The 12510-nt window shown below is 36.4% G+C and carries 14 protein-coding genes and 2 tRNA genes; 13 read left to right on the top strand and 3 right to left on the bottom strand.

The genetic code is table 11. The features are described 5' to 3' along the window. Window positions 1-157 precede the first annotated feature (157 nt). Together AB1414_07710 and tatA are read left to right on the top strand one after the other, a co-directional pair. A complete protein-coding gene (locus AB1414_07710) occupies window positions 158-355 on the top strand; it encodes a twin-arginine translocase TatA/TatE family subunit (GenBank protein MEW6607325.1) in 198 nt (65 codons plus the stop codon). A gap of 275 nt (window positions 356-630) precedes the next feature. Beyond that, entirely contained in the window at window positions 631-840 is a 210-nt protein-coding gene (gene tatA / locus AB1414_07705; GenBank protein MEW6607324.1) for a twin-arginine translocase TatA/TatE family subunit, read from the top strand. 57 nt (window positions 841-897) lie between these two features. Here tatA and AB1414_07700 read toward each other — a convergent pair whose 3' ends face one another. Both AB1414_07700 and AB1414_07695 read right to left on the bottom strand, forming a co-directional pair. Next, window positions 898-1368 carry a bifunctional nuclease family protein gene (locus tag AB1414_07700; protein ID MEW6607323.1) on the bottom strand — a complete coding sequence of 157 codons (471 nt, stop codon included), beginning with the start codon at window positions 1366-1368 and terminating at the stop codon, window positions 898-900. A 296-nt stretch (window positions 1369-1664) separates the two neighbouring features. Then, window positions 1665-1814: a hypothetical protein gene (locus AB1414_07695; protein MEW6607322.1), complete on the bottom strand. Its 150-nt coding sequence runs from the start codon at window positions 1812-1814 to the stop codon at window positions 1665-1667. Between the two features lie 111 nt (window positions 1815-1925). Here AB1414_07695 and AB1414_07690 point away from each other — a divergent pair, with 111 nt between their 5' ends. The 9 genes from AB1414_07690 (at window position 1926) to AB1414_07650 (ending at window position 10622) form a co-directional block, all read left to right on the top strand. Continuing rightward, window positions 1926-2732, top strand: coding sequence for an alpha/beta fold hydrolase (locus AB1414_07690; protein MEW6607321.1), 807 nt, complete (start codon window positions 1926-1928; stop codon window positions 2730-2732). Next, the gene (locus AB1414_07685) at window positions 2729-3430 is read left to right on the top strand and encodes a hypothetical protein (protein MEW6607320.1); all 702 of its coding nucleotides are present in this window, start codon (window positions 2729-2731) and stop codon (window positions 3428-3430) included. The genes AB1414_07690 and AB1414_07685 overlap by 4 nt, the downstream gene beginning before the upstream one ends. A gap of 115 nt (window positions 3431-3545) precedes the next feature. Continuing rightward, window positions 3546-3746, top strand: a complete 201-nt coding sequence (locus AB1414_07680; protein ID MEW6607319.1) for a hypothetical protein — start codon at window positions 3546-3548, stop codon at window positions 3744-3746. Further along, window positions 3731-5359 carry an AMP-binding protein gene (locus AB1414_07675; protein ID MEW6607318.1) on the top strand — a complete coding sequence of 543 codons (1629 nt, stop codon included), beginning with the start codon at window positions 3731-3733 and terminating at the stop codon, window positions 5357-5359. Before AB1414_07680 ends, AB1414_07675 begins: the two co-directional genes overlap by 16 nt. A 338-nt stretch (window positions 5360-5697) precedes the next feature. Further along, entirely contained in the window at window positions 5698-6501 is an 804-nt protein-coding gene (locus tag AB1414_07670; GenBank protein ID MEW6607317.1) for a phosphocholine cytidylyltransferase family protein, read from the top strand. Between the two features lie 26 nt (window positions 6502-6527). Next, window positions 6528-8207 (top strand): phosphoenolpyruvate mutase, encoded by a 1680-nt coding sequence (aepX, locus tag AB1414_07665; GenBank protein ID MEW6607316.1) that lies wholly within the window; start codon window positions 6528-6530, stop codon window positions 8205-8207. 1 nt (window position 8208) lies between these two features. Further along, on the top strand, window positions 8209-8700 hold the full coding sequence (locus AB1414_07660; protein ID MEW6607315.1) for a thiamine pyrophosphate-binding protein: 492 nt from the start codon (window positions 8209-8211) through the stop codon (window positions 8698-8700). Continuing rightward, window positions 8697-9260: a thiamine pyrophosphate-dependent enzyme gene (locus AB1414_07655; GenBank protein ID MEW6607314.1), complete on the top strand. Its 564-nt coding sequence runs from the start codon at window positions 8697-8699 to the stop codon at window positions 9258-9260. The genes AB1414_07660 and AB1414_07655 overlap by 4 nt, the downstream gene beginning before the upstream one ends. A gap of 201 nt (window positions 9261-9461) precedes the next feature. Then, the gene (locus AB1414_07650) at window positions 9462-10622 is read left to right on the top strand and encodes a pilus assembly protein N-terminal domain-containing protein (protein MEW6607313.1); all 1161 of its coding nucleotides are present in this window, start codon (window positions 9462-9464) and stop codon (window positions 10620-10622) included. Window positions 10623-11346: 724 nt separating this feature from the next. Here the strand turns inward: AB1414_07650 and AB1414_07645 are convergent. Beyond that, window positions 11347-11436, bottom strand: a tRNA-Ser gene (locus AB1414_07645). A 157-nt stretch (window positions 11437-11593) separates the two neighbouring features. Between AB1414_07645 and AB1414_07640 the strand changes: the two genes are divergently transcribed. Together AB1414_07640 and AB1414_07635 are read left to right on the top strand one after the other, a co-directional pair. After that, window positions 11594-12028, top strand: a complete 435-nt coding sequence (locus AB1414_07640; GenBank protein MEW6607312.1) for a biotin/lipoyl-containing protein — start codon at window positions 11594-11596, stop codon at window positions 12026-12028. 91 nt (window positions 12029-12119) lie between these two features. Beyond that, window positions 12120-12193, top strand: a tRNA-Gln gene (locus AB1414_07635). Window positions 12194-12510 lie beyond the last annotated feature (317 nt).

Raw genomic sequence — 12510 nt, 5'->3', positions numbered from 1 at the left:
TAGGCTGAAGATTTTTCCTCCTGTTGTCCTCTGCCTTCTGCCCTCTGGATTTATCCGTGCTAATCTATGTTAATCAATGGCTGAATAGTTACTTTATTTCTATGTCTTCTCTGTTTCTCTGCGTCTCTGCGGTAAAGGATTATGGAGGTGAAAAGTTATGTTAGGACCAATTGGACTACCAGAATTAGGGGTTATTTTAGTGATAGTGTTGGTTATTTTTGGGGCAGGGAAATTACCTCAGGTAGGTAAAAGTCTGGGAAAAGGGATTAAAGAATTTCAATCGGCAATTAAAGGTAGTGATGAAGAAAGTAATGAAAACAAAAAAGGCGAGATTAAAGAAAAAACAGGAGAATAAGGATGCAGGTAACGAGCCAGCCATAGATGCACACAGACTCTCCTGTGTTATTTATCCATGCTGACCCGTGTTAATCAGTGGCTGAATAGTTACCCTCACTTTCTCTTATAGTAAGTATTAACCAAAAGTTCACATTAGTATTGTTGATAGTTGATGGTTGATGGTTGATAGTTGATAGTCTATGAAACTATCAACTATCAACCATCAACCCTGTTGCTATATCTGTTCTATGAGAAATTTTCGTTAATAACTACTATATCTGTGAGGTGATATGGATGTTTGGAATTGGTATGTCAGAATTGATTATTATTCTTATAATTGCTCTTATTGTTTTTGGTCCTAAAAGGATGCCGGAAATGGGTAAGGCTCTGGGACGGGCAATGAAAGAATTCAGAAAGGCAACACAAGAATTAAAAGAAGAATTACAATTTAATGAATCTGGAGGACATTTAGAGAAAGAAAAAACTAAAGAATTACTCGGTTAAGAAGGGATTCACGGTTAATCTCAAAACCTTGAACCCTGTGAACCCAATTAACTCCTTTTAAAATATATCCTTTGGATTTAAATTTTTAAGTTCCTCTTTAAATCTTTTCATTTCCTCATCATCAATAGGATGTTGGGGCATAGAAATGGTGCTTATCACATGGTCTGTAACAAAAATAGGTGAATCGGTTCTTAAAGCTAATGCAATTGCATCACTTGGCCGAGAATCTACCTCAACTAAATTGTTCCCATAATTAATAAATAGTTTAGCAAAATAAGTGTTATTACAAAGTGCCGTAATTACTATTTTATCGACCTCTCCACCCATGGTTTCAATAACTGATTTCAATAAATCATGGGTTAGTGGTCGTGGTGGAAGTATTCCTTCTAATGCAAAAAGTATTGCCTGTGCCTCAAATATACCCACCCAAATTGGAAGTGCTTTTTGACCATCCTCATTTTTCAAAACAATAATAGGCATATTATTATTATCAACCGCTATTCCTACTACCTTCATTTGTTCTATCACTTTTTATTCCCTCCATTTCTTTGGTAAATGGTAACTGGTGAATGGTAATTAGTTACCAATTACCAGTTACCAATTAACCGATTATTTAGTTTTAATTTCGTGAAGCCCTATTTAAATTTATTAGTTAGTTATAGATTACCTTATTTTTTGCAAAAAGTCAACAGAAATTTTTGGTAGTGTGTAATGGGGCAGTGGGGGAGCGTTCACAATTTGGGACTTGTGGTTAGTTTATAGATTTTTCAAGGGGATTTTGCCATTTTAAAATTCGTAAGCATTCAGCCACACAGACACAGAGTTCACAGAGAATTAAGAAAAGTAGCCACAAATGGATACGAATTAACCTCTGACATCCCATAAATGTAGTGCGAACCTTTAAGTTCGCCTTTTGGCTTGCCAGAAGCGAATCTAACGCCTCGCACTACAAATCTTTTTGTATTTATGTTCATTCGTGGTTATATATTCCTTCTGTGTTCTCTGTGACTCTGTGGCTATATCCTGACGATTACCAAAAAATCATTTGCATTTTAAGCATAAATGTGATATACTAAAAATGAATTATGAATACGAAATCTTTATTACCATCAATATTATTTCTATTCTTCACCCCCTGTAAAGGGGCTTCTAAACTTCCAAAAGGATACAAGGAAATTAAAGTCAAAACCCCAGATGGGATTAAAATTGCCTTTAATGAATTGAATAGAGGGAAAAATAAGGTCATTATTATCTGCCATGGGATTAATGAATACAAAGATTCTCCTGTATTTACCAGTATCACCAGGGAATTTGAGGAGGAATATGATGTCATTAATATGGATTTGCGAGGGCATGGTAGCAGTGGGGGTAAATGCACCTTAACCGCATTAGAACCTTATGATTTAAAAGCAGTAGTGGATTATGCCCGCAAAACCCATGAAAAGATGGGTGTGATTGGCTTTTCTCTCGGTGCAGGCACAGCTATTTTGGAAACTGCGGACTATAAAAATATTGATTCTCTTATTCTAATTAGCTCATTTACAGGGATTTTAAAGGGAAATTTCAGATTCTGGGAAAAGGAGGCATTTAATAGTGTAAAAAGACATTTCAATGATTGTTACAAAAGGGCTAAAATCGGAAATGTATTTTTACCCAAAAACGACCCGATAGATGTTATTGATAAAATCTCGCCAATACCCATCCTCTTTTTACACGGAACAGAAGATTGGGTATTTGATGTTTCTCATAGCCAAAAGCTTTATGAAAAGGCTAAAGAACCCAAAAAACTAATTATCTTTGAAAATGCCGCCCATGCGGAAGACTTATATACAAAATTCCCGAAAGAATTCAGAAATATCTGTCTTGAATGGTTTAAGGAAACAATGAAATGACATTAATACAACTTGGCTTTACATTATTTATGTATCTCCTGGGAACGGTATTTGTGGGGATATGTTTATTGCCGGGACTATCTCTTACTTTTATTATCTGGCAAAACTCATCCGGATTAATCCTTCCCTTAAGGATATTAAGTATTTCCTTATCGTTAGCCGCCACCTATTTTATCTACGGAATTACTCTAATCTGTGTCATTGGGCTTTGTCGAGTCATATTTAGATTAAAGTTAAAGGAAGGCGAATATCCTTATTTCTCCATTGGGGCAATGAAATGGGCATTTACCAATGCCTTTGTCTTACTGGTCAATGTTACCTTTATGGACTTTATGATGCTGACACCGTTAAATATCCTGTTTTATCGAATGATGGGGGCGAAGATAGGGAATAGGGTGCAAATCAACTCCAAAAAATTGGCAGATGTTTCCCTTATAGAAATAGGCGATGATACGGTCATCGGAGGAGATGCTGTCTTGATTTGTCATGTGGCAGAAAGGGGAAGATTAAAACTTAAACCTGTGAAAATCGGAAGTAAGGTAACGGTAGGATTAAATTCTATCATCTTGCCTGGTGTAGAAATTGGGGATTCGTCAATCATAGATGTTTGCTCAGTCATCCGTAAAAATGAAAAACTACCTCCAAAAACAGTTTTTAGCAGTATACCTGCTAAAAATATACGGCAAAAGGAAAAATGATTAGTTTATTAAAGGGGCTCGGGACTCGGGACTCGGGAATAAAAGAATCCCCTAACCCCAGAAGTGTGAGTGTGAGTGTCAGTGTCAGAATTCCTTCTGAGAGTGTTACTTTAAATTGACACTGACACTGTCACCGACACTTATTTTCAAGGAGAAACGCTCATGCTCACAGGGAGTGGGCACAAAGGAAGATGAAAATGGGGTTGATGGTTCAGGTGAAATCAGGCTGAAACTTACGGCTACCAGCATTCCCGAGTCCCGAACCCCGAGTCCCGAGTCCCGATTTTCAGGAGAAGTAGAATGCTCAAAGGGTTAAATAGTATTGAAGATATAATAGATACTCTGAAGAAATATGGGGGAAAAATAGCCCTTCAGATAAAAGGAGATACAGGGTTTCATAGTTTATCATATCTTGAACTAAATAATAGAGGTTTTGATGTTTCATCGACATTGATTAAATCAGGGGTTGAAAAAGGAGACAGAATTGCAATCCTTTCTGAAAATAGACCCGAATGGGCAATTGCCTTCTTTGGTATTATCTTTTCCGGGGCAATCGTTGTGCCGCTCGACATCAAACTAAAAGAAAAAGAATTGACTTACATCCTTAATAATTGTGAGGCAGAATATATCTTCGCCTCTGCCAGATTTATTGACCTCATCAAAACTCTAAAAACTAAAATTAGAATGGTCATATCCCTGGATGAAAAGATAGGGGAAGATATTCTTTCTTTAAAAGAGTTAAAGTCTGTTGAAGGAGAACTTAAACACCGTGCCATAGAACTAAACGATACTGCGGTAATTATTTACACCTCAGGGACTACCGGCAATCCTAAAGGCGTAGAACTGACTTATCAGAATCTTTTTTTTCAAATTTCCTCATTTGGTAAAATGCTCAAATATGGAACTAAGGATAATTTCCTCTCTATTTTGCCATTAAATCATGCCTATGAACTTATCTGTGGATTTTTAGGACCACTTCACGGTGGCTCATCCATTACCTATCTCCGGAGTTTAAAACCTGCAGAAATCATCTCCACTATGAAACAAACCCAGACCACAATTATGATTGTTGTGCCTTTGATATTACAGATGTTTTACAAAAATGTGATGAAAGAGATTGAAAAATCCCCAATCCATATTAAAAAATCATTTGAGATGATTTTACTGTTGTCAAAATATTTAGGGAAATGGACTACTATCAGATACCTGCTTTTTAAAAAGGTTCATCTGGGATTTGGTGGTAGGTTACGGTGTTTTATTAGTGGTGGTGCACCACTTGACCCACAAATAGCCACGAATTTCCAATTAATGGGCATACCTGTGCTTCAAGGTTATGGACTTAGTGAAACCTCACCTGTAACCTCAGCTAATACATTTAAGGAAAATCGCCCTGGCTCTGTTGGAAAACCTTTACCAGAAGTAAATGTAAAAATTAGTGATGAAGGGGAAATACTTATTCAGGGACCCCATTTAATGAAGGGATACTTCAAAGACTCTGCCCTGACACAAGAAGCAATAAAAGATGGTTGGTTTCATACCGGAGATATAGGTGAGATTGATAAGGATGGATTTTTATACATTAAAGGCAGGCTAAAAAATCTTATCGTAACCGCTGGCGGTAAGAAAATTCACCCGGAAGAAGTTGAAGAAGAAATCTTAAAAAGCCCCTGTATCAAAGAGATATGTGTTATCGGAAAACCAGGCAGGAAAGGTGGAGAAGAGGTTTATGCGGTGGTTGTGCCTGATTATGACTATTTTAAAGAAAAAGATGAGGAAGGGATAAAAAAACTCGTTGAGAAGGAGATAAAAAAATATTGTTCGAACTTAGCCGATTATAAACGGATTGTGGATTTTGAGATATGGAAAGGGGAGTTACCTAAAACTTCGACAAGAAAGGTGAAAAGAAAAGAGATATTGGAAAGGATTTAAATAGTTCTTTAAACTGGAGTTTCGTGAATTTTCTATGATTTCTTTTACCTTTAATCTTTGCGTTCTTTGCGGTCGATTTCTTTGCGTTCTTTGCGGTTAAAAAAGGATAAACCACAAAGGGCACAAAGTAGTAACGCAAAGGACACAAAGGGAAGAAAATAGATGAAGCATTTTTTATCAACTCAACTTCAAAGGATAAGTTGCAAAAAAATCATCAGGCTTTTGAGCCTAATTTTGCCATCTTTGAGCAAAATAAACAGATTGATAAGGATTCAGATAGCCTCAATGGCTCATTAAATTAACGAAACTCCAGCTATATTAGTCAAAATAGAATTGTTGTGTCAACTAAAAAAGATTTGACAAATTCCCAGATTTGTGTTATCCTAATAAAAGGGGTAAAAAGGTTATTGAAAGCAGTTATTTTAGCCGCAGGGGTTGGAAAACGATTAAAGGGATATTTTGATGGACCAAAATGCCTTTTAAAGATTGGAGAAAAAAGACTTATTGAAAGATATTTGAATAGCCTGGCTAAATATGGAATAAAAGAGGTAGTTATTGTCGTTGGGTATAAAAAAGATGAAGTTATTAGATTTGTCCACAGAAATGATTTTCAACTAAAAATAAAGTTTATTGAAAATCCTGATTTTAAAAAAGGAAGTATAATTTCTCTCTGGAAAGCAAAAGATGAACTCAAAGAAAATATCTTAGTGATGGATGCTGATGTTTACTGCGAAGAAGATGTATTTAAAAAAATCATTCAATCAAAAAAGAATAATTTACTGATTATTGATACGACCTCAAAAGGTGTAGAGGAAGAAGTGGTCGCAGGGATTAAAAATGAGCGTATAATTGAGATGAGTCGGGCTTTAAAAGGTGATTTTGATATACTTGGGGAATGGGTTGGGTTTTTAAAGATAGATGATGCAGGCGCTAATTGTTTAAAGGAAATTGTCGAACAAAGGATAAATAATAAAGAGTTTGAAAGTGGATATGAGGATGTTCTGCCAGTTTTATTTAAAAAGATACCTTTTAATTATGAATTAGTTGATGGATTACAGTGGGTAGAGATTGATTTCCCGGAGGATATAAAACAGGCGGAGCATCTGGAGAAGTTACATCTGGCCAATAAAAGATGTGGGTAAGATAAGTCTATTAGGAAGGTAATATAATGTCTCAACAAAAGGAAAATAAAGCCAGCCAACTTAGAAAGATGTTTAAGAAGAAAGGGATTATTCGGATTGTTGGGGCACATGATGGTTTGAGTGCTAAATTAGTAGAAAAGAATGGGTTTGATGGCGTTTGGGCAAGTGGATTAGAAATATCAACATCATTTGCTGTGCCGGATGCGAATATTCTGACGATGAGTCAGTATTTAGAGGTAGCAAAAACGATGAATGATGCGGTTTCTATCCCGATTGTAGCAGACTGTGATACAGGTTATGGGAATTCTAATAATGTGATGTATATGGTTAAAAAATATGAATCTGCGGGAATTGCGGCGGTTGTCATCGAAGATAAACAATTTCCAAAAGTCAACAGTTTTATTCCCGGCCGACAGGAATTAGCACCGTTATCTGAATTTGTCGGAAAGATTCTGGCGGCGAAAAGTGTGCAGGAACATCCTGATTTTATGGTCATTGCTCGTGTTGAGGCATTAATTGCTGGCTGGGGACAAGAAGAAGCATTGCGCCGGGCTAATGCCTATGTTGATGCCGGAGCAGACGCAATCCTTATTCACTCTAAATCAAAAACCCCTGATGAAATTATTGAATTCATCCACGCATGGAATAATAAATCCCCGTTAGTCGTAGTTCCGACTACTTACTCTGCGGTTACTGCTGAGGAATTGGAAAAATTAGGGATAAAAATGGTCATTTATGCTAATCATGGTATTCGAGCCTCAATAAAGGCAATGGATATGACTTTTGGTGCCATCGCCGCTTATGGCACAACAAAACCCATTGAAAAAGAGATTGCCTCTATGGAAGAAGTCTTTGAACTTCAAGGTATGTCCGTAATGAAGTTGATGGAGAAGAAATACTATCGACCTCAGGAACCAATCAAAGTTATTATCCCGGCGGCTGGGAGTTATGAAGATGAAATAAGTTTAAAGGATATTATGCAAGATATTCCTATGCCGATGATTGATATTAGCGGCAAATCACTCCTTCAAAGACAACAAGAAACCCTTAATACCCTTTCCATTCAAGATATTACTGTTGTGGGTGGACATCGAGGGGATAAAATTCAATTAGATGGTGTGGCGGTGATTCAAAATAATGATTATAAAAATACCCGTGATTTAGAATCAATTATGTGTGCCCGCGATAAGTTAGAAGGGAAAGTGTTAATCTGTTATTCAGACATACTTTTTGATGCAGATGTGATTGATAAACTTTTAAAAAGTATGGCAGATATTTCTATTCTTGCTGACCCAACTTATGTTGAGCGGGCGGGTAAAAAACCCGATATGGATTTAGTTTCTGCCGAGAATCCTCCTGTGTTCAATAAAAGGAGAATTCTAAGCGTAGCCAAAACTAATTATGCGGTAAAAATTGGCACTGACATCCCGGAAGAACAAAGACATTATGAATGGACAGGCATAACTTTTCTTTCTTCCGCAGGAACCCAAAAAATAAAAGATTGGTATGAAAAATCAAAGATAAAATATGCCAATCGACCATTCCATACCGCCCCAAATTTTAAACAGGCTTCATTGACAGACCTTTTGCAAGAAATGATTGATGGTGGTGAAAAAGTAGCCATTGTTGAAATAACATCCGGCTGGATGGAAGTGCACACAATGGAAAATTATAAACTTAGTTGTGAGCTTCTGGCAGGTAAATAAAATGATAACCCCAAAAGATTTTTGTAGTGCTTTAAAAAAAAGAGGATTTACTTTTTTGTCTGGAGTGCCGTGTTCGCTCTTTACCAACATCCTTAATTATATTTATACGGATGAGGAAATAACCTATATCCCTGCCTCAAGAGAAGATGCGGCATTAGGAATAGCCAGTGGGGCGGCTCTATGCGGACAAAAAGGCGGAATTCTTATCCAGAATTCAGGATTAGGAAATATTATAAATGGCTTGACTTCTTTTAACCTCATTTATCATCTCCCGCTACTGATGATAATTACCTGGAGAGGTTTTGAAGGCAAAGATGCTCCGGAACACTTAATTATGGGTGCAAAAATGACTGATTTCCTTGATTTATTAAATATACCCTACAGGATTCTCTCCGCATCGAATTATGAAGAATCTCTAAATTTTGCCATCAACTCAATGGAAAAAGAACATAAACCAGTAGCTTTAATATTAAAAGAAGGTGTCGTCGGATGAAACGAGATGAAGCCATTAAGATAATCATGGATAATCTAAATGAGGAAGATTTTGCCCTTTTTACCACCGGGATGATTTCTCGGGAGGCATTTGCCATAAAAGATAGAAAGACTAATTTCTATATGATGGGTTCTATGGGTTTGCTCTCTGCAGTAGGATTGGGTATTTCTTTATGTTCACCTCTTAAAAAGGTGATTGTCGTAGAAGGAGATGGGAGTGTTTTGATGAGTCTGGGTAACCTTCCGATGATTGGGGTATGTTCACCGGCTAATTTTATTCATCTTGTTTTAGATAATGAATCTTATGAGTCCACCGGCAATCAACCAACAATTACTAAAGAAATTGATTTATCTAAAAGTGTCCAGACATTTGGATATAAAAACATATCAAAGGTCGATAATATCCAGGACTTTACCCAGAAATTTAAAGAATTTTTAAAGGCTGAAGGACCTAATTTTATATTGGTTAAAGTAGAATCTTCAAGACTAAAAGGAGTTCCAAGAATTAGTTTTAGTCCTGAAGAATTAACTGAGAGATTTGTAAGTATTCAAGGAGAGTAACTATTCACCACAGAGACGCAGAGGAGACAGAGAATGAATATATTTAGAAAAGGGGTATGTATTTGCAAATTATCCTTTAAGATTCCAGATATTATATATTATGGAACAGATTGGATTTGGTAGTAAATTCTATTATATTCTCTGTGTTCTCTGTGCCTCTGTGGTTTATAATAAGCTGAATAGTTACCAGGGAGATATAAAATGAGAAAAAAATTATTTGGGTGGCTGATTATTTTACTATTTATCCCCGGGCATTGTTATGCCGATGAATGGATGATTGGTGTTGGCGATTCTATGGTCCTCGAAGTCCCTAATTTAGAAAAAATGGCTATTGGGGATCCGAGAATAGCCGATGCTACGGTTGTCGCGCCAGAACAAATACTCATTAATGGTCTTCATGAAGGCGTAACTTCATTACACATCTGGGCAAAAAAAATCGTTAAAAAACATACCATACGCGTCATAGAAAAGGAATTCCCGCTTCAAGAAATCTCTAAAATAAAAGGTTTAGAAAATATTACCGCTTCATTTGTTGGCAAATCTCTAGTCTTAAAAGGTCAGGTTAAAACTCAACATGAAAAACAAAACGCTGAAAGATTGGCTAATGCCTTCAATGAGTGGGTGATAAATCTGATTGAAGTTCAGGAACCGCTCCAAATATTAGTCAATTTACAAATTGTAGATATGAGCACAAAAGATTGGTTACAACTGGGGTCTAAGTGGAAAATAGAAGGTAAGATTGAAGACCGAAAATATGAAGGTTACACGCATGGATTTAATGAAGGATTAAATATTGGTATCATAAAAGACGATGCAGGACTTCTGCCCGGTCTAAATGTCGAAATAGAGGCATTAAAGGAAAAAGGTAAGGCTAAAACACTATCTTCACCCAGCATTCTGACTTTAAGTGGTAAACAGGCGTATGTAAATGTAGGTGGTAAAATACCTATTCCTACAACAGTAACTCAGGTTAATCAAACAACAAGTAGTGGAATTGAATGGGTTGACTACGGTATTCAGCTTAAAATTACACCAGTGGCAGATGCAGATAATAATATTAACCTGAAAATTGATACCGCTATTTCTACTCCTGATTGGTCACGAATACTTAATAATGTCCCCGCGATGATTTCAAAAAATGTTGTTACAGAAGTGAATGTTAGAAGTAAAGATACCGTTATCCTTAGTGGATTGACTGAAGTAAAAAAGAGCACGACAACTAAAAGAGTGCCTCTAATTGGTAGAATACCTCTTTTAGGTGCACTATTTTCTTACAAGGCGATTAAAGAAGATGAAACGGAATTAATTGCGATTATCACCCCGGAAATTGTTAAAACCGGTCAACTCGCAACGAGTCAGTAGTGTATTCGTAACTATTCAGCCTTATTATATTTCACCGCAGAGACGCAGAGAAAAAGTTAAAATCTATTCATCAGAGACAGAAATTTCCTTTTTTTTTGTGCATTTCGGGTCTTTCGTTGTTTATTAATCTTTTACTCGATATTCAAGTTTTTTTAAGATTAAGTGGTTTATCCTTTTTTAACCGCAAAGAACGCAAAGAAATTAACCGCAAAGAACGCAAAGATTTATAGGTTATTCACCACCCTTTTAATTCCTTCCTTGAGTCTTAATACATTGAAATTTATAAGCAATTAACAATATTTGAAAGTTCGTTTTCGTTTATAGACCTGTTTTCCTTTCTTTGCGTCCTTTGCGAAACCTTCCTTTGCGCTCTTTGCGGTTAAATCTTTATACCTTTAAAAAACTTGAACATCGAGTTTTAACACTGAAAGTGTTAAATTTCACATAACCGTAGATATAATCTACGGAAAAAGACTCGTGAGCACTACTTGACCCTGAAAGGGTCGAATTTTATCCATCGCCTGAAATTCAACCCTTTTAGGGTTGAGATGTCGTAGATGTTTCGTTTCCGCAGATTTCTCCTGCGGTTATGTAAAATTTAAACCTTTCAGGTTTGATAAAAAAAGACAGTTAAAAAATGACGAAACTACATTGCTGAATAGTTACTAAAATATTTCAGTGCGAAGTTGTTAAGTAGAAAATAGGTGTGATTTGTAATGTCAACTGGCGGAGAGAGAGGGATTCGAACCCTCGGACGAGTTTCCCCGTCACACGCTTTCCAGGCGTGCCTGTTCAGCCACTCCAGCATCTCTCCCATGACAGATGACAGAAATCAGAAGTCAGATTTATTAGATATTCTGCCTTCTATCCTCTGTCTTCTGACCTCTGATTATTATCATATCATATTTTTTTATTAAAATCAATAAAAAAAATGCTTGCATTATTGAAAATTATATAGTAAAATAAAAACTATGGGAAAAGATATAGAAAAGACACTTCATGAGATTATTGGATTGGCGACAACAGCCAACCTTGAGGAATTAGAGATTTGTGAAGGAAAAAGACGAATAAGAATTAAAAAAAAAGTAATCCCTCAAGAAACGGAATTAATCCCGGAACTTCCTGAGGAAGAAGAAGTGCCAATAGAGCAGGATAAATATGAGAAAATTATTTCTCCTTTGACGGGTATATTTTATCGTGCCCCGGCACCTGATGATGAACCTTATGTAGAACAAGGTAATGTCATCGACCGTGGAAAAACTGTTTGTGTAATTGAGGCAATGAAATTGTTTAACGAGATAAAATCTGAGGTATCGGGGAAGGTTATTAAAATTATGGTAAAAAATGGTGCGCAAGTAAAAGAAGGAGAAATACTTTTCTTAATTGAACCGGTGGTATTGGAGTAATTGAGTGTTGGAAAATTGGGTCTAAATCCACTTCTCCATTACTCCAGGAGTCCATCAAGTAGTTAAATATCCGTGAATGCTATGATTTTATTGGGGAGTCGTCTAATGGTAGGACAGCAGACTCTGGATCTGTTAGTTGAGGTTCGAATCCTTGCTCCCCAGCCAGGCAGAAGGGTAAGGGGGTAATTACTAATGTTAGCGATAAGAAGATATAAGTTGATGTTCAAGTTTTTTAAAGGTATAAAGATTTAACCGCAAAGAGCGCAAAGGAAGATTTCGCAAAGGACGCAAAGGAAGGAAAATAAGGTGGTGAACAACCTATTGCTTTGTTAAGTTTGCTTTGCTATGTTTAGAATAGAAAGTTATCGGTTATCAGGTTATCGGTGAAGAGAAAACAATGACCTGTTATCTCCGATTACTGATTACCGATTACCTAAGTAACATGCAACTTCAATCTTAACAGAGCACTATAATCTTTGCGT

The organism is bacterium, assembly GCA_040755795.1.
Taxonomy (GTDB): Bacteria; UBA9089; CG2-30-40-21; order CG2-30-40-21; family SBAY01; genus JBFLXS01.
This window is presented reverse-complemented; position numbering and strand designations above follow the sequence as displayed.